The organism is Kaistia hirudinis, from assembly GCF_014196455.1.
Taxonomy (GTDB): Bacteria; Pseudomonadota; Alphaproteobacteria; order Rhizobiales; family Kaistiaceae; genus Kaistia; species Kaistia hirudinis.
The window spans coordinates 879,072-900,177 of record NZ_JACIDS010000003.1; the positions used below are offsets into that span (position 1 = coordinate 879,072).

The 21,106-nt window shown below is 67.0% G+C and carries 17 protein-coding genes; 10 read left to right on the forward strand and 7 right to left on the reverse strand.

All coding sequences use genetic code 11. The annotated features are described in order from the left end of the window. Window positions 1–5: 5 nt before the first annotated feature. The gene (locus GGR25_RS14090) at window positions 6–722 is read right to left on the reverse strand and encodes a FadR/GntR family transcriptional regulator (RefSeq protein ID WP_246409656.1); all 717 of its coding nucleotides are present in this window, start codon (window positions 720–722) and stop codon (window positions 6–8) included. Window positions 723–1,060: 338 nt separating this feature from the next. Here GGR25_RS14090 and GGR25_RS14095 point away from each other — a divergent pair, with 338 nt between their 5' ends. The 5 genes from GGR25_RS14095 to GGR25_RS14115 all read left to right on the forward strand — a co-directional run bounded on the left by GGR25_RS14095 (window position 1,061) and on the right by GGR25_RS14115 (window position 7,886). Next, entirely contained in the window at window positions 1,061–2,056 is a 996-nt protein-coding gene (locus GGR25_RS14095) for an ABC transporter permease (protein ID WP_183399403.1), read from the forward strand. Window positions 2,057–2,081: 25 nt separating this feature from the next. Continuing rightward, window positions 2,082–3,098: a sugar ABC transporter substrate-binding protein gene (locus GGR25_RS14100; RefSeq protein ID WP_183399404.1), complete on the forward strand. Its 1,017-nt coding sequence runs from the start codon at window positions 2,082–2,084 to the stop codon at window positions 3,096–3,098. A 71-nt stretch (window positions 3,099–3,169) separates the two neighbouring features. Continuing rightward, the gene (locus GGR25_RS14105; protein WP_183399405.1) at window positions 3,170–5,290 is read left to right on the forward strand and encodes an ABC transporter permease; all 2,121 of its coding nucleotides are present in this window, start codon (window positions 3,170–3,172) and stop codon (window positions 5,288–5,290) included. Further along, window positions 5,290–6,384 carry a hypothetical protein gene (locus tag GGR25_RS14110; protein ID WP_183399406.1) on the forward strand — a complete coding sequence of 365 codons (1,095 nt, stop codon included), beginning with the start codon at window positions 5,290–5,292 and terminating at the stop codon, window positions 6,382–6,384. The genes GGR25_RS14105 and GGR25_RS14110 overlap by 1 nt, the downstream gene beginning before the upstream one ends. Beyond that, window positions 6,384–7,886: a sugar ABC transporter ATP-binding protein gene (locus GGR25_RS14115; RefSeq protein ID WP_183399604.1), complete on the forward strand. Its 1,503-nt coding sequence runs from the start codon at window positions 6,384–6,386 to the stop codon at window positions 7,884–7,886. The genes GGR25_RS14110 and GGR25_RS14115 overlap by 1 nt, the downstream gene beginning before the upstream one ends. A 33-nt stretch (window positions 7,887–7,919) precedes the next feature. On the opposite strand, the gene GGR25_RS14120 is transcribed toward GGR25_RS14115, so the two are convergent. From GGR25_RS14120 to GGR25_RS14140, 5 genes are read right to left on the reverse strand one after another with little or no spacing between them, the layout of a single operon-like run. Next, a complete protein-coding gene (locus GGR25_RS14120) occupies window positions 7,920–8,636 on the reverse strand; it encodes an SDR family NAD(P)-dependent oxidoreductase (RefSeq protein WP_183399407.1) in 717 nt (238 codons plus the stop codon). 29 nt (window positions 8,637–8,665) lie between these two features. Continuing rightward, the gene (locus tag GGR25_RS14125) at window positions 8,666–10,108 is read right to left on the reverse strand and encodes an NAD-dependent succinate-semialdehyde dehydrogenase (RefSeq protein ID WP_183399408.1); all 1,443 of its coding nucleotides are present in this window, start codon (window positions 10,106–10,108) and stop codon (window positions 8,666–8,668) included. A gap of 12 nt (window positions 10,109–10,120) precedes the next feature. Further along, window positions 10,121–11,359, reverse strand: coding sequence for a pyruvate dehydrogenase complex dihydrolipoamide acetyltransferase (locus GGR25_RS14130; RefSeq protein WP_183399409.1), 1,239 nt, complete (start codon window positions 11,357–11,359; stop codon window positions 10,121–10,123). Window positions 11,360–11,380: 21 nt separating this feature from the next. After that, window positions 11,381–13,567, reverse strand: a complete 2,187-nt coding sequence (locus tag GGR25_RS14135; protein WP_183399410.1) for an alpha-ketoacid dehydrogenase subunit alpha/beta — start codon at window positions 13,565–13,567, stop codon at window positions 11,381–11,383. 22 nt (window positions 13,568–13,589) lie between these two features. Further along, window positions 13,590–14,357: an SDR family NAD(P)-dependent oxidoreductase gene (locus tag GGR25_RS14140; RefSeq protein ID WP_183399412.1), complete on the reverse strand. Its 768-nt coding sequence runs from the start codon at window positions 14,355–14,357 to the stop codon at window positions 13,590–13,592. A 473-nt stretch (window positions 14,358–14,830) separates the two neighbouring features. On the opposite strand from GGR25_RS14140, the gene GGR25_RS14145 reads away from it, so the two are divergent. The 3 genes from GGR25_RS14145 (at window position 14,831) to GGR25_RS14155 (ending at window position 17,619) form a co-directional block, all read left to right on the forward strand. Then, window positions 14,831–15,703 carry a dioxygenase family protein gene (locus tag GGR25_RS14145; RefSeq protein ID WP_183399414.1) on the forward strand — a complete coding sequence of 291 codons (873 nt, stop codon included), beginning with the start codon at window positions 14,831–14,833 and terminating at the stop codon, window positions 15,701–15,703. A 98-nt stretch (window positions 15,704–15,801) separates the two neighbouring features. Beyond that, the gene (locus tag GGR25_RS14150; protein WP_246409658.1) at window positions 15,802–16,980 is read left to right on the forward strand and encodes a muconate/chloromuconate family cycloisomerase; all 1,179 of its coding nucleotides are present in this window, start codon (window positions 15,802–15,804) and stop codon (window positions 16,978–16,980) included. 3 nt (window positions 16,981–16,983) lie between these two features. Then, complete coding sequence (locus GGR25_RS14155; RefSeq protein ID WP_183399415.1) at window positions 16,984–17,619, forward strand: glutathione S-transferase family protein; 636 nt, start codon at window positions 16,984–16,986, stop codon at window positions 17,617–17,619. A gap of 9 nt (window positions 17,620–17,628) precedes the next feature. Here GGR25_RS14155 and GGR25_RS14160 read toward each other — a convergent pair whose 3' ends face one another. Continuing rightward, a complete protein-coding gene (locus GGR25_RS14160) occupies window positions 17,629–18,516 on the reverse strand; it encodes a LysR family transcriptional regulator (protein WP_183399416.1) in 888 nt (295 codons plus the stop codon). A gap of 146 nt (window positions 18,517–18,662) precedes the next feature. Between GGR25_RS14160 and pcaD the strand changes: the two genes are divergently transcribed. Both pcaD and GGR25_RS14170 read left to right on the forward strand, forming a co-directional pair. After that, entirely contained in the window at window positions 18,663–19,454 is a 792-nt protein-coding gene (gene pcaD / locus GGR25_RS14165) for a 3-oxoadipate enol-lactonase (protein WP_183399418.1), read from the forward strand. Window positions 19,455–19,829: 375 nt separating this feature from the next. Further along, window positions 19,830–21,089 (forward strand): ABC transporter substrate-binding protein, encoded by a 1,260-nt coding sequence (locus tag GGR25_RS14170; protein WP_210299970.1) that lies wholly within the window; start codon window positions 19,830–19,832, stop codon window positions 21,087–21,089. The last annotated feature ends 17 nt before the right edge of the window (window positions 21,090–21,106 follow it).

Sequence of the window (21,106 nt, forward strand, 5' to 3'; positions counted from 1 at the left end):
TCCGCTCAGCCGCGCTGGCGCAGTCGCGTCGCGGCGTTGCGCAAATGCTGCTCCGCCGCCAGGCGCGCGGCATCCTTGTTGCCCTCGGCAATCGCCTTGTAGATCTCGCGATGCTCCTGCTGGACGAGGTCCGTCAGGCCGGCGCGCGAACTGTTGGCGCGCGCCTCGCGGATCAGGTGGCGAACCCGGTTCTCGAGGAAGGCGGCAAAGGAGATGAAGAACTCGTTGTTCGTCGCGGCCGAGATCTGGGCGTGGAACTGGAGGTCTTCGTCGATGCCGGTCTCGTTGCGGCGGATCGCATCCTCCATCGCGTCGAGTGCGGACTTGATCCGCGCGAGTTCCTCGGGCGAGCGCCGTTCCGCGGCGAGGCCGGCGGCGGCGGATTCATGGGCGAGGAGAAATTCGAGCACCCGGTCCAGTTCGTCCCGGTCGCTCAAATCCGCCTCGGCGAGGCGGAACGTCGCCTCCGGCGGCTGGCCGGAGACGAAGATGCCGCGACCCTGATAGCTCTCGAGGACGCCGCCCTGCTTCAGCGCGCTGATCGCCTCGCGCACCACCGCGCGGCTGACGCCGAAGGTCGCGCACAGCGAGCTCTCCGTCGGAAGCCGCTCGCCGGGACGGAACACGCCGCGGTCGATCTCGGCGCGCAAAATATCCGCGATCTTGTTAGCGTAGCTGCGAGGAGGCGCCAAACGCCGGTTAGCCGTGTCCATACCGCTCATCTATCGCTCCGCCAGAATCCGGGGCGCTACCACCATAGCACGTAACTAAGCGTAACGTGGGATACGAGCAAGCCGGCAATCTCATTAGTAGCTTGTCAGGCAAGCTGATTAGTGCCATAGAGTCGTCAACAGCACGGCGGGCCTGATGCCGCCGATCGTCGTCCTAGCGGCACGACGAGCCTTGGGAGGGGCACATGCAATCGGAACCGTGGTCGCGATCCGTCGGCGCCAGCGCCGTCCTGTCGATCCGACGCTCGTTGATCCAGGACAGATAGCCGGTCGCCCGGGCCATCCAATGTGCATTCTCCGTGAAGGCGGGAGAGTGAAGGGAGTCGTGAATGTCGGCTAGTCAAACCGAGCAGCGCCGGGGTGGGTTCAAGCTCACTCAGGAGAACATCGTGTTCTTCATCGCGCTGCTGCTCTTCATCGGCTTTTCCGTCTTGCTTCCGGGCTTTTTCGATACGTCGAACCTGCTCTCCCTCGTCCAGAACGTCGCGATCCTCGGCATTCTCGGCATCGGCATGGGCATCGTCGTCATCGGCCGCGGCATCGATCTCGCCATGGTCGCGACCATGGCGCTGTCCACCGCCTGGACCGTGGCGCTGATCAATCGCGGCTTCGGGACGGGCGAGGCGATCGGCCTCGGGCTCGCCTTCGCCGCCGCCGTCGGCATCATCATGGGCGTGCTCGTCGCCTATGTCGAAATCCCCGCGATCTTCGCGACGCTGGCCATGTCGACCGTGATCTATGGCTTCGGTCGCCTGGCGCTGGTCGATCTCGACGTCATCTATCTGCCGGACAATGCGATCTGGCTGCGGTCGATCTCGAACTCGTTCCTCGGCGTGCCGCTGCCCGTGATCTGGTTCTCGGTCCTGGCGATCCTCGCCTATCTGTTCCTGCGCTTCACCAAATGGGGGCGCTACTTCTACGCGATCGGCGACAACCGCGCCGCGGCGCGCATCACCGGCATTCCCGTCCGGCCGATGACCGTCATCCAGTATCTGATCTCGTCGATCATCGCCTTCGGCGCCGGCCTCATAACCGCCTCGCTGCTCGCCTCGGTCAATATCCGCGTGGCGCAGTCGACCATGGTCTACGACGTCATCCTCGTTGTCGTCCTCGGCGGTATCGGCCTGAGCGGCGGCAAGGGCGGCGTCCGCAACATCCTGGTCGGCACGATCCTGATCGGCATCCTGCTCAATGGAATGACGATCCTCGATATGCCTTTCACCATGCAGAACATCGTCAAGGGAACGGTTCTGCTCATCGCGATCATCGTCGACAGCCTGGCTAATCCACGCGACGAGCAGACGGCTCAGCAGGGCGACATCTGATCACCTGAATTCGGAGGAGGAAATCATGAAGACGTTTATCGGAAGAACATTGGCTGCCCTGTTGGCGCTCGGGTCCGTCTCGACGGCCCTGGCCGAGCAGTTCGATGATGGGCTCGCCCCGTCCTATTACGACACCTTCAAGGGCAAGAAGGTCGTGTTCCTGCCGCTCGCCATGAGCTTCGACCTGCCGCAGGTCTGGGCCAAGGCGATGGAGACGCAGGGCAAGCGCCTCGGCTACGACTTCTCGGTGCGCGATCCGAACTGGAGCAGCGACGCGGGCGCGCAGGCGCTGACGACGCTGATCACGGAGAAGCCGGACCTCCTCGTCGTCCATAACCCGGACATGCAGGTCTATGCGCGGCTGCTGCAGCGCGCGCAGAAGGAAGGCATCCCGGTCATCCAGATCAATCTGAAGTCGGTTGCGACCACCGACGCCTATGTCGGCGTCAACTGGTACGAGGTCGGCCTGCATCAGGCGAAGATGGCCGTCGACGCCTGCAGCCCCGCCGCCGGCAAGAGCGGCAAGATCGCCATCATGCAGGGCACGCCGACCAATCCGAACAACGCCATCACCATGACGGCGATCGAGGATACGCTGGCGCAGCATCCCGATATCAAGGTGGTCTCCAGCCAGTCGGCTGACTGGGACGCGACCAAGGCGCATGCGGTGGCCTCGACCGTCATCAAGCAGAACCCGGACCTCTGCGCCTATGTCGGCCTCTGGGAGGTCATGGATGCCGGCGTCGCCGCGGCGATCCGCGAGGCCGGCAAGACCGGCGCCATCCAGCTGATCACCAATGGCGGTGGCCAGAAGCCGGCCTGCGACAATATCGAGAACGGCACCTTCAACGGTTATGTCAGCTATGACGCGATCGGCCAGGCCCGCGATCTGACCGACGCCATCGCTCAGGTGCTGCAGGTCAAGGCCACGCCCGGTTCCCAGCCCTACGGCATCTACACGCCGATCAAGGACATCTCGCGCGAGACCATGCGCGCGAATTCCTGCTGGACCATGGAAGACGTCGCCGCCGCGCCGTTCTGAGCCTGAGGCAGCTCCGCCGGCACGCGGCGGAGCTGCCCTTTCGTGACCACGAGATCTTGAGGCGTCGCGACATGTCGGTTTCTGAATCCTTTGCCAAATGGCGATACCGGCTCGTGCCGGATCACCTGCTCGGCGAGGTGCTCTCGAAGAACTGGATCGACAACACGATCCCGTTCCTCTTCCTCATCATCGTGGTCGTGCTGTTCCAGTCGCTGATCCCGGGCTTTCTCTCGATCGCCGGGTTCGCCGATCTGGCCCGCCAATTGGGCGAGGTCGCCTTCGTCGCGATCGGGCTCGCCATCGTCATGCTGGCCGGCGGCATCGATCTGTCCGTCGGCTCGGTCTTCGCGCTTGCCAATTTCGCGGCGCTTGCCTTCATCAACTATCTCGGCTGGCCGCTTTATCTCGCCATTCCCGCCGTCGCCGCCATCGGGGCCTTTGTCGGCCTGATCAACGGCCTGCTCGTCGGCTATCTGCGGCTCCGCGCCTTCCTGACGACGCTGGCGACGCTGATCATCGTGCGCGCCGTCGTCGACCTGCTCATCCTCGCCTATGCCCGCAAGGTGGCGATGACGATGAGCGATTCCGACGCCTGGCTGTTCCTCGGCGAAGGCGACCTCTTCGGCGTGCCGTTCAATTTCGTCCTGCTCGTCGCCGTCGCCATCATCGCCCATCTGGTACTGAGCCGCTCGCGCTATGGCTGGCACATCCTGGCGGTCGGCGGCTCGCGCCGCTCGGCCTATAATGCCGGCATCGCGGTCCGCCGCACCATCTGCATCACCTATGTCATCTCCGGCATGTTCGCCGCGATCGGCGGCCTGTTCTATGCCGCGCGGCTCGGCAGCGTCGGTCCGGACACCGGCATCGGCCTTGAAGTGACCGTGCTCACGGCGGCCGTTCTCGGCGGCGTCAGCCTCGGCGGCGGTCGCGGCTCGATCTTCAAGGCGCTGCTTGGCACCGCGATCGTGCTCCTCGTCACCAACAGCCTGATCCGCCTCAACATGCCGAGCGGCGCGACGCCGCTGGTGCTCGGTCTGCTCCTGCTGCTCGCCGTCGCGGTCGATATCCGCTGGCTCAAGAACCGCCACAAGCTGCTGTCGCGGGTCTATGTGTCGCCGACCTATTTCGAGCTGCCGCAGCGTCCGGCGACCGAAGCCGGCTCCGCTTCGCCCTATGCCGTCAACGACGCCTTCCACGGCGTCGAGGCCATCGGCCTCGGCGAGCTGGACGGCCCAGAAGACATGATCTTCGACAGCAAGGACAATCTCTATACCGGCGGCCGGCAGGGTGACATCGTCCGCTTCCTGGCGCCGGACTACCGGACGTCCGAAGTCTTCGTGCATCTCGGCGGCTTCCCGCTCGGCCTCGCCTTCGACGCGAAAGACAATCTCCACGCCTGCGTTGCCGGCATGGGCGTCTACATGGTCACGCCCGAGCGCGAGATCGTCCGCCTGTCGGATGAGACCAACCGCAGCCTCTTCTCGATCATCGACGATTCCCGCATCCGCATGGCCGATGATCTCGACATCGCGCCTGACGGCCGCGTCTTCTTCAGCGAGGCGACGGTGCGCTATGGCGTGTCCGATTGGGCCGTCGATGCGCTCGAGGGCCGCGGCAATGGCCGCATCATCGCCTATGATCCGCGCACCAAGTCGACGCGCACCGTCCTCTCCGGCCGGATCTTCCCCAATGGCATCTGCATGGTCGGCGACGGTGAATCGCTGCTCTTCGCAGAGACCTGGGCCTGCCGGATCAGCCGGTTCTGGTTTGCTGGCCCGAAGAAGGGGAAGGTCGAGACCGTCGTCGCCGATCTCCCGGGCTATCCCGACAATCTGAACAGGGCATCCGACGGACGCTTCTGGGTCGCGCTGGCCGGCATGCGCTCGCCCGTCTTCGACATGAGCCTCACCGTGCCGTCCTTCCGCCGCCGCATGGCGCAGCGCGTCGCCATGGATGAATGGCTCTACCCGAACCTGAACACCGGCTGCGTGGTCAAGGTGTCGCTCGACGGGACCGTGACGGAATCGCTCTGGGATCTCGGCGGCGCCTCGCATCCGCAGATCACCTCGGTGCGCGAGCACAAGGGCTATCTCTATCTCGGCGGCATCAACAACAACCGCATCGGCCGCCACAAGCTGGCGGATGCGGATCCGTCCTGGACCAGCCAGCACGCCTATTGGGGACAGCCCTGATGTCGTTCCTCAAGCGAACCTATGATTCGATCTTCGGCGCCGGCGAAGCGGCGGTGACGGTGCCCCCGCTCGACGGTGCGCTGCTGCCGAACGATGCGCTGGATCAGGCCGAACTGGTCGCGACGGCAACTGCCGCGGACAATCTCGTTCGCGACGGCGAGCGCTGCTTCTTCAGCAGCGGCGCCGAGCTGTTCCGCCTCGATCTCATGGACGGCGCGACGCCGGCGGGTCGCTTCGATGCGCCGATCAGTGCGCTGGCCGCCGACGGCAAGGGCCCGCTCGCCATCGGCTTGAGCGGCAAGGGGCTGGTCATCCGGGGCGGGCAGCATGAGGGCCGCCGGCTCTCCGGCTTGTCCGAGGCGGATGCGGCCTGCATCACGGCCATCGCCTTCGACGGGCCGGACAAGCTCTTCCTCGCCGTCGGCTCCAGCCGGAACCGGCCGGAGGATTGGGCGCGCGATCTGATGGAGCGCAACCATCTCGGCTCCGTCTGGCAGGTCGACCTTGCGACCGGCGCTGCCCGGCGCATCGCCGACAAGCTCGGCTGGCCGGCGGGCCTTCTGGTTCGGAGGGGCGCCGGTCTCGTCGTCTCCGAGGCCTGGCGCCATCGCCTGATCGCCCTCGACGACAAGGGCCGGCATACGGTCCTGCTCGACAATCTCCCGGCCTATCCTTCGCGCCTCCAAGCCGGCGAGGGCGGGCTCTGGCTTTCGCTGTTCGCGCCGCGCCGCCAACTGATCGAATTCGTGCTGCGCGAGCCGGCCTTCCGGCGGAAGATGCTCAAGGAAATCGATCCCGCCCACTGGATGGCGCCGGCCCTCTCCTCGGGCAAGAGCTTCCTCGAGCCGCTGCAGGGCGGATCGGTGAAACAGCTCGGCGTCCTGAAGCCATGGGCGCCCTCGCGCTCCTACGGGCTCCTCGTTCGCCTCAACGAGGCGTTCCTGCCGGAAGCGAGCTTTCACAGCCGCGCCGACGGGGCGCGTCACGGGATTACCAGCAGCCTCGCGATCGGCGGCCGCGTCCTCGTGACGTCGAAAGGCGGAGGCGCCGTGCTCTCGATCGCGGCGGACGACAATCGCAGGGAAGTTGCATGATGACGGCGCCACTCATCGAATTGCGCGATGTCTCCAAGGATTATCGCGGCGTCTATGCGGTGCGGAACGTCAACTTCACCCTGAACAAGGGCGAGATCCACGCGCTGCTGGGCGAGAACGGCGCCGGCAAGTCGACGCTGACCAAGATGATCGCGGGCGTCACGCAGCCGAGCCAGGGCCAGATCCTGCTCGACGGCAAGCCCGTCAGCTTCCAGCGTCCGGCCGAGGCGCTGCATAACGGCATCGCCATGGTGTTCCAGGAAACCAGCCTGGTGCCCTCGATGACGGTGGCGCAGAACCTCTATCTCGGCGACGAGAAGCTCTTCAACCGGCTGCGCGGCCTCTACATCGCGGCGCAGCAGTTCCTGTCGTCGCTCAACTTCAACGTCGATCCCTGGGCCAATGTCTCGACGCTCGGCGCGGCGCAGAAGCAACTCGTCGAGATCGCCCGCGCGGTCCGGCAGAAATCGCGCGTCATCATTTTCGACGAGCCGACCGCGACGCTGACGCCGGAGGAGAAGCACTATTTCTTCTCCCTCGTCGATCGCCTCCGCAAGGACGGCGTCTCGATCGTCTTCATCAGCCATGCGCTGGAAGAGGCGCTGGCGATTTCCGATCGCATCACGATCCTGCGCGACGGCGAACTGGTCGCGTCCGACGTGACGTCCAAGTTCGACCGCGACGGCATCATCCGCGCCATGGTCGGGCGCTCGCTCTCCAACGAGCTTTATGGCCGCAAGCGCAGCGACGCCGATGCGCGTCCGCCGGGCCCCAAGGTCCTCAGCGTCGAGAACCTTTCCATGGGCTCGATGGTCCGCAACACCTCGTTCTCGATCTATGCGGGCCAGGTGACGGGTCTGTTCGGGCTGATCGGCTCGGGCCGCACCGAGACGGCGAAGATCATCGCCGGTGTCATCAAGCGCAACATCTTCCATGGCGGCGAACTGCGCTTCGGCGAGCGCTCGGTGCGCTATCGCGAGCCGCGACCGGCCATGCGCGACGGCATCGTCTATGTGACGGAGGATCGCAAGGCCGAAGGCTTCTTCGAGACCATGTCGATCGCCGAGAACATCCAGATGGGCCTCATCGCCTCCGGCCTGCAGTCGAGCAGCGTGGTGACGCAGGGCGAGGCGCGCGAGGTGACGGCCGAATGGTCGAAGCTCCTGCAGATCCGCGCGATCAACCCCAATGCCCGCATTGTCGAGCTTTCGGGCGGTAACCAGCAGAAGGTCGTGATCGCCAAGTCGCTGGTGCAGAAGCCGAAGCTGGTCATCTTCGACGAGCCGACGCGCGGCGTCGATGTCGGCGCGATCGCCGAGATCCACAAGGTCATCCAGGACCTCGCCGATAGCGGCCTCGCCGTGATGGTGATCTCGTCCTATCTGCCGGAGATCATGGTTCTGTCGGATCGCATCCTGGTCTACCGCATGGGCCGCGTGGTCGAGGAGTTCACGCCGGGCCGGGCGACCGAAGAGAAGATCATGTATGCGGCCGTCCATTGACGGCCGCCGACTGTTGCAAGGGAAGCGGCGGCCTCACGCCATATAGAGGCCGCCATTCACCTGGATGGCCTCGCCGCTGATATAGGAGGCGCCGGGGCCTGCCAGGAAGACGGCGACCGATGCCACTTCCTCGACCCGGCCGAGCCGGCGCAGCGGCAGCCCCTCGATCGCCTTCTGGACCCGGTCGGGCGCAAGGCTCTGCATCATCCGCGTATCGATCAGGCCCGGCGAGATCGCATTGACCCGGATCCGCGGCCCCAGCTCCTGCGCGAGGCTGCGCGTCAGCGCCAGCACGCCGCCCTTGGCCGAGGCATAGGGTGCATGGTCGGCGCTGCCGCGATGGCCGGCCATCGAGGCGATGTTGATGATGCTGCCGCCATCGCGGATCAGCGGCAGCACGGCCTGCAGCGTCAGATAGACCCCGTCGAGATTGATCGCGATGCCGCGCGCCCAGTCGCCCGGCTTCAGCGTCGCGAAAGGCAGGTGCTCATAGAGGCCGGCCGAGGTGATGACGGTGTCGAGCGCGCCGAAGCGCTCTGTGAGCTGGCGCGCGAGTTCCGCCGTCTCTTCGCCATTGGCGACGTCATGGCGAAAAACATGCGCCTCCGTCGGCAGCTCGGCGGCGAAGCTCTCGAGCGCCGCCGGATTGAGATCGGTGAGCGCGAGCGTCGCGCCCTCCGCGGCGAAGGCGCGCGCCACGGCGCGGCCGATCTCGCCATTGGCGCCGGTGATCAGAACATAGCTGGACAAGGCTTCCTCCCTCGAAGGCGCTGGCTCGCCTAAAGGCCGGCCATGCAGAGATATTTGATTTCGCTGTAGTCTTCGATGCCGTGGCGGGATCCCTCGCGGCCGAAGCCGGATTCCTTGATGCCGCCGAAAGGCGCGACCTCGGTCGAGATCAGGCCGGTATTGATGCCGATCATCCCGCACTCCATCGCCTCGGCGACGCGCCAGATCCGGCCGATGTCGCGGCTGTAGAAATAGCCGGCGAGGCCGAATTCGGTGTCGTTCGCGAGCCGGATCGCCTCGGCCTCGTCGGCGAAGCGGAACAGAGCCGCCACCGGCCCGAAGGTCTCCTCGCGCGCCAGCGCCATCTCAGGCGTGCAGCCGGTGAGCACGGTCGGCTCGAAGAAGGTGCCGCCGAGGCTATGTCGTTGACCGCCCGAGACAATTTCGGCGCCATTCTGCACGGCGTCGGCGATGTGCTCCTCGACCTTGGCGAGCGCCGCATTGTCGATCAGCGGGCCCTGCGTCACGCCTGGCTCCGTGCCTGGCCCGACCTGCAGCCGCGCCACCGCGACCGCGAGGCGGCGGGCGAACTCGTCATAGACGCCATCCTGAACCAGGATGCGGTTGACGCAAACGCAGGTCTGGCCGGTGTTGCGATATTTCGAGGTGATCGCCCCTTCCACCGCCGCATCGAGGTCCGCATCGTCGAACACGATGAAGGGCGCATTGCCGCCAAGCTCCATCGAGAGCTTCTTCAGCGTGGCGGCGCTCTGCCCCATCAGCAGCTTGCCGATTTCGGTCGAGCCGGTGAAGGAGAGCTTGCGGACGACCGGGTTCGCGGTCAGCTCGCCGCCGATCTCGCGGGCGCTGCCCGTGACGACATTGATCACGCCGGCGGGGATGCCGGCGCGTTCGGCGAGACGGGCCAGCGCCAGCGCCGTCAGCGGCGTCTGCGAGGCCGGCTTGACGACCATGGTACAGCCGGCCGCCAAGGCTGCGGCGGCCTTGCGGGTGATCATCGCCGCCGGGAAGTTCCACGGCGTGATGGCGGCGCAGACGCCGACCGGCTGGCGGATGACCAGCAGGCGGCTGTCGGCGCGATGGCTCGGGATGATCTCGCCATAGACGCGCTTCGCCTCTTCCGCGAACCATTCGACATAGGCCGCCGCATAGGCGACCTCGCCGCGTGCCTCGGCCAGCGGCTTGCCCTGCTCGCGCGTCATGATCATGGCGAGGTCTTCGGTCGCCACGACGATCGCATCGAACCAGCGGCGCAGCGCCGTCGCCCGCTCCTTGGCCGTCCGCGCCCGCCAGGCCGGCAGAGCTCGCTCCGCGGCGGCGATCGCCTCGCGCGTCTCCGCAGCGCCGAGCTGCGGCACATGCGCGATGATCTCACCGCTCGCCGGATCGGTCACCGCGAGCTTCGGCTCCCCGGTCCAGATGCCGTCGATCAGGCAACGGTCGCGCAAAAGGTCCGGGTCGATGAGATCCATGCTGAAGCTCCCTTAAGCGAGCAGGCGAAGCGGCTGCTCGATCAGATCCTTGAAAGCGGAGAGGTAGCGGGCGCCGATCGCGCCATCGACCGAGCGATGGTCGACGGAGAGCGTGCAATTCATGACGGTCGCCGCGACGATCGTGTCGTCCTCGCGCACGACGGCCCGGCGCTTGCCCGCGCCGACCGCGAGGATGCAGCTCTGCGGCGGATTGATGATCGCCGCGAAGGACACGACGCCATACATGCCGAGATTGGAGACGGTGAAGCCGCCACCCTGATATTCCTCGGGCTTCAGCTTGTTGGCGCGGGCGCGTCCGGCCAGTTCCTTGATCTCGTTGGAAAGCGTGCCGAGGCTTTTCTCGTCGGCCCGGCGTAGCACCGGCGTGATCAGCCCGCCATCCGTCGCGACGGCGACGGCGACATCGACATCGTCGAAACGGAGGATCGCATCCTCCGTCCACATCGCATTCGCCTCCGGCACGATGCGGAGCGCTTTCGCGGCCGCCTTGATGACGAGGTCGTTGACCGAGAGCTTGTAGTCATCCGCCGCGACCGCGTTGAGGTCGGCGCGGAGCGCCAGGAGACGGTCGATCTCGCATTCGACGCTCAGATAGAAATGCGGGACAGTCTGCTTCGATTCGAGCAGCCGTCTGGCGATGACCCGGCGCATGGCGCTGTGCGGCAGCCGCGTGACCCTCTGGGCGGGAGCCTCCGGGACCGGTGCCGGGCGCGGCTCGGCCGCGGGCGCTGGTGAAGCCGCCGACGCGGCGGCGCGCGCGCGCTCGACATCGATCCGCACGATCCGGCCGCGCGGGCCGCTGCCGGTGAGCGCGGCGAGGTCGATGTCACTTTCGGCGGCGAGGCGCCGGGCCAGCGGCGAGGCGAGATGCCGCGGCGGCAGTTCGTCGGCCGCCTGGGTCGCGACTGCAGGCTTCGGGGCCTCTGAGGCAGCCGGCTGAGCCGGCGGCGCGGCGGGCGTGGGCGCCGGCGCTTCGGCGAGCGATTCTCCGGGCTGGAGGAGAATGGCGATCGGCGCATTCACGGGCACGCCATTCGTTCCGGCGGGGACGAGCAGCCGTCCGAGGATCCCGGCCTCGGCGGCTTCCATTTCCATGGTCGCCTTGTCCGTTTCGATCTCGGCGATGATCTCGCCGGCCGCGACGGCATCGCCCTCGGCCTTCAGCCAGCGCGCCAGCGTGCCTTCCTCCATCCCGGCTGAAAGGGACGGCATCAGGATTTCCTTGGGCATCCGACGGCTCCGGAGAGAGAATTAGGGGAGGGGGCGGCCCTGGCCGGCCATGACGGTGCGCAGGCCCGCTTCGACATCGGCAGGTCCGGCGAAGGCCGCCGTCTCCAGCACCTTCGAGATGCTGGGCGAGGCCTCGCCGCCATGGACGCGCTGCACGGGCTGGTCGAGCCAGTCGAACAGGCGGCTCTGGATCTCCGCGGCGAGCCAGCCGCCATAGGAGGTGCCGATCGAACCCTGCTCGACGATCAGGACATTGCCCGTCTTGCGGATCGAGGCCTCGATCGTCTGCCAGTCGAGGCCGGCCCGGTCGAGGCTGCGCAGATCGATGATCTCGGCATCGACGCCGAGTTCCTCGACCTTGTCGAGCACATGCCGGACCATGCCGAGATAGGTCAGGACCGTGACGGCGCTGCCGGTGCGGAGCACCTTCGCCTTGCCGAGCGGGATGAAATAGTCGAGATCGCCCACCGGCGCCGGCCCGCGCGCATTGTAGAGATCGACATGCTCCAGCACGAGCACGGGATCCTTGCAGCGGAGCGCGCTGTTCATCAGCCCGACATAGTCGAACGGCGTCGAGGGGGCGACGATGCGCCAGCCGACCGAGGTCGCGAAAATGCCGGCGGGGTCCATCGAATGCTGCGAGCCATAGCCCGTGCCCATCGCGACCTTGGTCCTGAGCACCAGCGGCATCTCGCTGTCGCCGCCGAACATGTGCCGCGCCTTGGCGATCTGGTTGAACACCTGGTCCGCCGCGACCCACAGGAAGTCCGGATACATGAACTCGATCACGGGGATGTTTCGTCCATCCATGGCGAGGCCGCCGGCGAGGCCGGCAAAGGCGTTCTCGCTGATCGGCGTGCCGAGGACGCGGTCCGGGAAGAGGTCCTTGAGCCCGCGCGTCGCGCCATTGGTGCCGCCCTTGAGGCGGTGGACATCCTCGCCCATCACGACGATGCGGGGGTCCTGCTCCATGCGGCGCTGCATGACGTCGGCGACGATGTCGACGAACTTCGCCTCGGGCTCGATCGCGCCGGCAAAGGTTTCGAGTTCCGCCGTGCGTACGTCCTGGAACTCGGAGAGATCGCCGCGAATGCCGAAATCGCGGAAGGAGGGCGAGGGCCAGAGCGTCGGACGGATACGACGCTTGCCGTCGACCTCCTCGATGAGTTCGGCGGCGACGTCGTCCATCAGCGCCTTGCAACGCTGGCGCAGCGCAGCGATGGCCGCCTCGCCGAGAATCTGCCGCTCCATCAGGACGCGCGCGACACGGTCGATCGGGTCGCGCTCGCGCCAGGCGGTCTCCTCGGCCTTGCTGCGATAGCCGAAGGCGCTGCCGGGCAGCGGGCCGTTCTGATGGAAGAAGCGATAGACATCCGCCTCGATGATCGTCGGCCCGCCGCCGGAGCGCATGACCTCCAGCGCTTCCTGCGTCGCGAGATAGACGGCGAGCGGATCCATGCCGTCCACCTTCCAGGCGGGGATCGCGAAGGCGCTGCCGCGTGCGGAAAGGCGGGTCTCGGCAGTCGATTCCTCGACGGTGGTCGACACGGCGTAGCGGTTGTTCTCGACGAAGAAGCAGAGCGGCAGTTTCCAGGCCGCCGCGAGGTTCATCGTCTCCAGCACCGAGCCGATATTGATCGCCCCGTCCCCGAAATAGGTGAAGGCGACATCGCCGGTTCCTGCCCGGCGATGCGCGAAGGCGGCGCCGGCGGCCAGCGGTGCGCCGCCACCGACGATGGCATTGGTGCCGAGATTGCCGGCATCGGCCCAGCGCAGATGCATCGAGCCGCCACGGCCATGGCAGAAGCCGTCGGCAAGGCCGAGGATCTCGGACAGGGTCTTGTGTGAGAGGTCGCGAACCGACGCCGCCAGATCGGCCGTCGGCGAGAGGCCGTCCGGCTCGATGAAGCGCAGCGACTTGGCGAGGAACTGGTGATGCGCGCGATGCGAGCCATTGATCTGGTCGGTGGCGCGCAGCGGCAGGGCGGAGCCGACGGCACCGCCTTCCTGGCCGATCGCCGAATGGGCGGGGCCGTGCACGAGGCCCTGTCCCGCGAGCTCCAGCACCTTCTCCTCGAAGGCTCGGATGACCTGCATCGAGGTCAGGAGATTGCCGAGAAAGGCGGGATCGGCGGCGGCCCAATCGGCATCCGTCGCGATCAGCTCGCGCCAGGGCGCCGCCGGGGAGAGGTTCTTGTAGTCAGGCATCGAAGGCGCGCTCCGCGGGGATTCAGACGTAGCCGTACGCCGTCCAGCCGCCATCGATGCCGATCGTTTGACCGGTGATGAAGGCTGCGGCGTCGGAGGCGAGGAAGATGGCGAGGTCGGCGATCTCCTCGGGCGCGGCCATGCGCTTCATCGGCGTGCGGCCGAGAAGGGCGTGCTCGTCCATGCGGCCGGCGGCGATGAGGTCGTCGACGAAGGGCGTCCGCACATAGCCGGGCGCGATCGTGTTGACGCGGATGCCGTGCTCCGCCCATTCGACGGCCAGCACGCGGCCGAGCATGTCGACGCCCGCCTTGGTGCCGCAATAGCCGGCGCGCCGCGGCGCCGCGACGGTTCCGAACATCGAGCCGAGATTGAGGATCACGCCGCGTCCGCGGGCCGCCATCCTGGCGCCGACGATGCGGGAGGTGAGGAAGGTGCCGGTCAGATTGATCGAAACCACCCGCTCCCAATCGGCGAGCGACAGCTCGAAGGTCGGCTTGTTACTGGCGATGCCGGCGCTGTTGATCAGGAGCCGGACCGGCCCGAGCGTCTGCTCCGCGGCTTCCACGGCGTTTTCGATGGCCGCTTCGTCGGCGACGGAGCCAACGAGCGCAAGGACGTCGGCGCCGCTCTCGCGGATGGAACGGGACGCGGTTTCCACGGCTGCCCGGTCGATATCGAGGAGCGCCAGCGCGTAGCCGGCGGCAGCGAAGCGTCGTGCGCAGGCGAGGCCGATGCCCGAGCCGGCGCCGGTGATCAGCGCGACGGGGCTTTGCGATGAGTCCGTCATGCGACGATCGAACGCTCCGGCTGGGACGCCTTCGCCATGCCGTTCGCCGCCCGCGCGCCGTGCCCAGAGGCCGATCGCTGCCGCGCTCTCGCTCTCATCCAGATTTCCTCCGCGCTCGATTGCGCCCACATCCCCGGCGCTTCGATTGGTTGGCGGAGCCTAATCTTTATCAGCTTGTCTGGCAAGCTGATAAAAGCCCGAATGAGCTCTGCGAAGAGGCGGGATCGTCACGGGAAGTGCCGGTTAGCCGTGACAGGATCGACGATTGACGGCGGTCATGGCGGCCCTCGAAAGGTGGGGAAAGCGGCCATGGGACCAGGGCGCTCCGGTGCGTCGAACGCCTGCGGTATCGCCCGATACCGGCCGCCCGGCTGGCACGCTCGCGGCGCCGGGTGCAAACCTTGGATCAGCGGAGGGCACAGGAGGCGCCCGCCCCCGACCCTGTGTCGGGATCCAGTTCGAGGAGGAACACCATGCGCAACGTCACCATCGAGAACGTCACGGACGTCGTCATCCAGTCACTGGGCAAGCATGAGGCGATCTCCGCGCGCCAGCGCGAGATCATGACGAGCCTCATCCATCACCTGCATGATTTCTGCCGGGAGGTGAATCTCACCCATCCGGAATTCCTCGCGGCCTGCGACTTCCTGGCCCGCGCCGGACAGACCTGCTCCGACAAGCGACAGGAGTTCATCCTCCTCGCCGACATCGTCGGCGTCGAGGTGCTGGTCGACATGCTCTCGAACCCGATCGCGGGCAGCGAGACGACGTCGACGGTGCTCGGCCCGTTCTTCCGCGACAACGCCCCGATCCTGCCGAAGGGCGCCTCGACGGTCCAGAAGGCGTTCGACACGCAGGAGACGGTCTTCGTTGAGGGCTATATCCGCGACGTCGACGGCAAGCCGATCCAGGGCGCCATCGTCGATGTGTGGGAGGACGCGCCGAACGGGCTCTATGAGAACCACGATCCCGACCAGCCAGACTACAATCTCCGCGGCCGCTTCGAGAGCGACGAGAACGGCCACTATGCCTTCCGCGCCATCCGCCCGGTGCCCTATCCGATCCCCGGCGACGAGACCGCGGGCGAACTGATCCGCTATATGGGCCATCATCAGATGCGGCCGGGGCATCTGCACATGATGGTGACCCGCGAAGGCTATCGCCCGCTGATCTCGCAGATATTCGACGGCGAGAGCCCCTATCTCGACGAGGACTCGGTGTTCGCGGTCAAGCAGGAGTTGATCGGCGAGTTCCGCAAGGCGCCGGCGGGCGCGGATACGGATCTCGTCCTGCGGTTCGACTTCACCCTGCCGCACGCCGCCGAGCAGCGCATGGCCGCCGAGTAAGCGGCAATTCTGACGCCGCGCTCCTGCCGAGGCACGGGCGCGGCGTTGCGTTCTGTATTCCGAAGCCGCTCATTCATGCGGACACACCAGGGACGACCATGATGCACAAGCCGGACACAGCGGAGCTCGCCTTTCCGGTTTCCGTTGCCGAGGCGCCACGGGGGCATGAGATTGCCGCCGTCGAGACGGTCATCGTCGATTGTCCGACCACGCGGCGCCACCGCCTGTCGAATACCGAGATCAGCTTCCAGTCCTATGTGATCGTGAAGGTGATCCTCGGTGATGGCACGGTCGGCTATGGCGAGGCGGCGACGCTCGGCGGCCCGCGCTGGGCCGAGGAGAGCGTCGAGGCGATCAAGGCGAATATCGACGCCTATATCGCCCCGGCGATCCGCGGGCGGAGCGCGCTCGATTTCGAGCGCAACGCGCTGCTCATGGCCAAGGCCGCGAACCGCAACAACGCTGCCCGAGCCGGCGTCGACAGCGCCCTGTTCGATGCGGCCGGCAAGGCGCTCGGCCTGCCGGCGAGCCAGTTGCTCGGCGGCGCGGTCCGCGATCGGATCGAGGTGCTGTGGGCGCTGGCTTCGGGCGACGCCGAGCAGGAGATCGAGGAGGCGAAGGCCAAGCTTTCAGCGCGCGAGCATCGCCGCTTCAAGATCAAACTCGGCTTCCATTCGCCCGCCGACGACATGACCCGCCTGACGAAGATCGTCGAGGCGCTGCCTGGCTGCGAGATCGTCTGCGACGTCAACCAGGGCTGGACTGAGGCGACGGCGATCCGCTTCCTGCCGCGCCTCGCCGAACTTGGCGTCGTGCTGATCGAGCAGCCCTTGCGGCCGGGCCTGATCGCGGCCACGGCCCGCATCGCGGCCCGCAGCGCGATCCCGATCATGATCGACGAGGCGGCCTTCACCGGCCCGGAGATCGTCGCCAACGCGATCGGCGCCGCCGGCAGCGTCTATTCGCTGAAGCTCGTGAAGAGCGGCGGGCTGTTCAATCTGAAGCGGGCTGCGGGAATCGCGCAGGCCTGCGGGCTCGAGCTCTACGGCGGCTGCCTGCTGGAAACCGGCATCGGTGCCGCCGCGCATCTCGCCGTGCTCTCGACGCTGCCGCAGGTTGAATGGGGCTGTGAGCATTTCGGTCCCAAGATCCTCAAGGCCGACTTGACGCAGGGCGAGATCGTCTTCCGGGACTTCCACATCCATTGCCCCACCGGTCCGGGCCTCGGCGTGACCATCAACGAAGACGTCCTGCGCGCGGCGCGCCGGAAAGGCTGAGCCATGCCGCTGCTGCACTGGTCGCCGCGCTCTCCCTATGTCCGCAAGGTCATGGTCGCGCTGCACGAGAAGGGGCTGGCGGATGGCATCCGAACTATTAGGACCTATGCCGATCCGATGATCCCGCATGAAGGGCTGATGCGGCTCAATCCGCTGTCCAAGATCCCGACGCTGGAGCTCGATGATGGCCGGGTGCTCTTCGACAGCCACGTCATCTGCCGCTGGGCCGACGAACAATCCGAGGCGGGGCCGCGCCTGTTTCCGCAGGGGCCCGGCCAGTTCGAGGCCGAGCGCGACGAGGCGCTCGGCAACGGCCTGCTCGACGTCGCGCTCGCCTGGTTGGTCGAGACGCGCATGCGCCCCGAGGCGCAGCGTTCGGCGGAGCTGGTGAGCGTCTACCGCACGAAGCTCGTCCGCACCGCCGACTGGCTTGAGACGCATGTGCCCGATCTGGAGCAGCGCCCGTTCGACATCGGCCATCTGACGATCGGCGTCGCGCTCGCCTATCTGGATTTCCGGTTCGCCAGCGAGGCCTGGCGCGATGGGCGCCCCACGCTCGCCCGTTGGCACGCCACGTTCAGCGCGCGGGCCTCGGTCCCGCCGACTTCGTTCCGCGACGATCCGCGGCCGGCGGGCTGATCGGCCGTCTCAGTGCTTGCGGGCGAATTTCCGCGTGATGTCCATGAAGTTCATCACCTGCGGCGCGCGGTTGTCGAGCCTCGCGTGCACCGTCAGCGCCGTGCCCGGATTATAGCCGACATAGGGCCGGTAGATCACGCCGGGACGCTGGGTGCGGCCGACGGATTCCGGTACGACCGACAGGCCGACGCCGACCGAGACGAGGCTGATGGCGCTCTGGAAATCCTGCGTGAGTTCCAGCCCCGCCGGCTTGAAACCTTCGCGCTCGCAGATGCCGAGCACGACATCGGCATAGCTCGGCCGCGGGCGGCGGGGATAGAGCACGAAGGTCTGGTCGGCGAGATCCGTCAGGCGCACCTCGCTCTGGCCCGAGAAGCGCGAATTGTCGGGCAGGGCGAGGATGAGGCGCTCGCGGCACAGCAATTCGCGCCGGAATTCCTCGTCCTTCAGCTCGGGCCGCGCCACGGCGATGTCGATCTCGCGGCTGACCAGAGCGTGCTGCAGTTCGGCATTGTTCATCGCCGAGAGCGCCAGCTCGACATCCGGATAGAAGGAGCGGAACGACTTGATCAGCGTCGGCAGCAGGCCGTGCGAGGCGGAGCCGACAAAGGCGATGCGGATGCGCCCCGCGCCGCCGGAGCCGATCAGCTTGGTCTCGCGATAGGCCGCGTCGAGCCGGTCGAGGATCTGCCGGGCATGGTCCTGCAGCACCGCGCCGGCCTGCGTCAGGCGGATCTGGCTGCGGCTGCGGTCGAAGAGCTGGACGCCGAGTTCGGCCTCCAGCGTCGCGATCTGGCGCGACAGCGGCGGCTGCGCCATGTCGAGGCGCGTCGCCGCGCGGCCGAAATGCAGTTCCTCCGCCACGGCCAGAAAATACTTGAGACGCTTGAACTCCATCCCGTCCTCCCCGAGCGGAATGCGATCGACGACGCATCATAGCGTGTCGTGCGATACCTTTTGGGTATCAGACAACACGGCATGGCGCATTGTCTACCGTGGTTTCGCGAGGGCTTCCTTGCGGCTCCAACAGGAGAACGCACCCGATGCTAATGGTTCGCTCGCAAGGCATATGCCTGCATGTGAAGGTGGATGGACCGGCCGGGGCGCCGGCGGTTCTGCTGCTGAATTCGCTCGGAACCGAGCTGCGCATGTGGGACGGGATCGCGGACGGGCTTGCCGGCGCCTTCCGGGTGATCCGCTTCGACAAGCCCGGCCATGGCCTCTCCGAGACGGCCGAGCGGCCCTATTCGATCCCGCAGCTCGCCGCGCATGCGATCGCGGTGCTGGACGCGGTCGACGTCGCGCGCGCCCATGTCGTCGGCCTCTCGATCGGCGGGCAGATCGCCATGGCGCTCGCGGAGGCGCATCCGGGCCGCGTCGACCGGCTGGTCCTCTCGAACACCGCGGCCCGTATCGGCTCGCCGCAGATGTGGTCGGACCGCATCGGCGCGCTGGAACGCGGTGGCATCGCGTCGATCGCCGATCCGATCCTGGAGCGCTGGTTCTCCGCCCGCTGGCGGCGCGAGCATCCGGAGGAACTGGCTGGATGGCGGGCGATGCTCACCCGCTGCGATCTGGCGGGATATCTCGGCTGCTGCGAGGCACTGGCTGGCGCCGATCTGTCGGCGGCCTGCCACGCGATGCGGCACGCCGTCCTCGTCATCGCCGGCAGCGAGGACGGTGCCACGCCGCCCGCCCTCGTCCAGGGCACGGCGGCGTTGATCCAGCACGCCGGCTATGTGTGCCTTGAGGGCGCGGGCCATCTCCCCTGCATCGAGCAGCCGGAGGCGTATATCCGGCTGCTCAGGGAGTTCCTGGGCATAGCCAGCGCTTGAACGGCGACGTCTAGCGAAGGTTCGAGCGAGCGCCTATTCGCCGGGCGGCCGCGCGACGGCTCGCGCCTAGCCGGGCGTGCGCTGCGAGGAACCCGGCGGCTGGTGGGTATCGCAGGATACCTCCCGCGCCATTGCGAGCATCCGGGCCGCCGCCTCTTATCGAGAGGCAGGCCCGTGGGCCTCGGGAGGATCGATCGCCGTGGACGGCCCACATGGGAGCGCCGCGCTGCGGATGAGGAGGTCGGATCCATCCCGGGAATGATGCCCACGCACCTGACGGCCATCGACCGGTCCTGAACCGTCGGCCGTATTCACATGGGGGAGGAGACCCAGATGACCGATTTCGCCGCCGATGACAGCACGCCGCGGACGATGATGATAAGCCGGCGCAGCTTTGGCCGGGCGGCGCTGGCGCTCGGCGCCGCAGCCGTGCTGCCGCGCCTGTCGCTTGCCGCGGATCGGGTAATCCGCGTCGGCTTCGTCACGCCCCAGACGGGGCCGCTCGCCGTCTTCGCCGAACCCGACGCCTTCGTGCTCGAGCAATTCCGCAAGGGTCTCGCCGACGGCATCGACATCAACGGCGAGAAATGGGCCGTCGAGATCATCGTCAAGGACAGCCAGTCCAGCTCGAACCGCGCCGCGACCGTGGCGCAGGAGCTGATCCTGAACGAAGCGGTGCATATCCTCACCGCGACCTCGACGCCCGACACCACCAATCCGGTGGCCGATCAGGCCGAATTGAACGGCGTCCCCTGCATCACCAATGATACGCCCTGGCAGCCGCATTTCTTCGGCCGCGGCGGCGATCCGGCGAAGGGCTTCGAGTGGACCAATCACTTCTTCTGGGGCCTCGAGGATGTGATCGCCACCTTCACCGGCATCTGGGAGAAGGTCGAGACCAACAAGGTCGTGGGCGCGCTATGGCCCAACGATCCCGACGGCAATGGCTGGGGCGATCCCAAGATGGGCTTCCCCCCGGTTCTGGCCGAGAAGGGCTACACGCTGGTCGATCCCGGCCGCTATCAGGTGATGTCGGACGATTTCACCGCCCAGATCACCGCCTTCAAGAATGCCGGCGTCGAGATCGTGACGGGCGTCGTGCCGCCGCCGGATTTCGCGACCTTCTGGACCCAGGCGGCGCAGCAGGGCTTCCACCCCAAGGTCGTCACCTTCGGCAAGGCGCTGGAATTCCCGCAGGTGATCTCCAGCCTCGGCGAGCGCGGCGATGGCCTGTCCGTCGAAGTGTGGTGGAGCCCGAACCATCCCTTCAAGTCCGGCTTCACCGGCCAGAGCTCGAAGGAACTCGCCGACGCCTATGAGGCCGCGACCGGCAAGCCCTGGACGATGCCACTCGCCTTCAAGCATTCGCTGTTCGAGGTCGTCGTCGACGCCCTGAAGCGGTCCGGCGATCCGACCAAGCCAGAAGCGATCCGCGATGCGATCCGCGCCACGAACTACGATTCCATCGTCGGCAAGGTGAACTTCACCACGGGTCCGGTGCCGGGCATTTCGAAGACGCCGCTCGTCGGCGGCCAGTGGTCGGTGGTGGACGGCAAGCCGCAACTCGCGATCGTCGAGAACGGCGCCCATCCCGAAATCCCGACCAGCGCCGCCATGCGCCCGATCGGCGGCTGACGGCGATAGGGGCCGCG

Bases quoted from the DNA above. Each gene is read 5' to 3' on its own strand.
- GGR25_RS14090 (WP_246409656.1), bottom strand. From the start codon at position 722: ATGAGCGGTATGGACACGGCTAACCGGCGTTTGGCGCCTCCTCGCAGC.
- GGR25_RS14095 (WP_183399403.1), top strand. From the start codon at position 1,061: ATGTCGGCTAGTCAAACCGAGCAGCGCCGGGGTGGGTTCAAGCTCACT.
- GGR25_RS14100 (WP_183399404.1), top strand. From the start codon at position 2,082: ATGAAGACGTTTATCGGAAGAACATTGGCTGCCCTGTTGGCGCTCGGG.
- GGR25_RS14105 (WP_183399405.1), top strand. From the start codon at position 3,170: ATGTCGGTTTCTGAATCCTTTGCCAAATGGCGATACCGGCTCGTGCCG.
- GGR25_RS14110 (WP_183399406.1), top strand. From the start codon at position 5,290: ATGTCGTTCCTCAAGCGAACCTATGATTCGATCTTCGGCGCCGGCGAA.
- GGR25_RS14115 (WP_183399604.1), top strand. From the start codon at position 6,384: ATGACGGCGCCACTCATCGAATTGCGCGATGTCTCCAAGGATTATCGC.
- GGR25_RS14125 (WP_183399408.1), bottom strand. From the start codon at position 10,108: ATGGATCTCATCGACCCGGACCTTTTGCGCGACCGTTGCCTGATCGAC.
- GGR25_RS14130 (WP_183399409.1), bottom strand. From the start codon at position 11,359: ATGCCCAAGGAAATCCTGATGCCGTCCCTTTCAGCCGGGATGGAGGAA.
- GGR25_RS14135 (WP_183399410.1), bottom strand. From the start codon at position 13,567: ATGCCTGACTACAAGAACCTCTCCCCGGCGGCGCCCTGGCGCGAGCTG.
- GGR25_RS14140 (WP_183399412.1), bottom strand. From the start codon at position 14,357: ATGACGGACTCATCGCAAAGCCCCGTCGCGCTGATCACCGGCGCCGGC.
- GGR25_RS14145 (WP_183399414.1), top strand. From the start codon at position 14,831: ATGCGCAACGTCACCATCGAGAACGTCACGGACGTCGTCATCCAGTCA.
- GGR25_RS14150 (WP_246409658.1), top strand. From the start codon at position 15,802: ATGATGCACAAGCCGGACACAGCGGAGCTCGCCTTTCCGGTTTCCGTT.
- GGR25_RS14155 (WP_183399415.1), top strand. From the start codon at position 16,984: ATGCCGCTGCTGCACTGGTCGCCGCGCTCTCCCTATGTCCGCAAGGTC.
- GGR25_RS14160 (WP_183399416.1), bottom strand. From the start codon at position 18,516: ATGGAGTTCAAGCGTCTCAAGTATTTTCTGGCCGTGGCGGAGGAACTG.
- pcaD (WP_183399418.1), top strand. From the start codon at position 18,663: ATGCTAATGGTTCGCTCGCAAGGCATATGCCTGCATGTGAAGGTGGAT.
- GGR25_RS14170 (WP_210299970.1), top strand. From the start codon at position 19,830: ATGATAAGCCGGCGCAGCTTTGGCCGGGCGGCGCTGGCGCTCGGCGCC.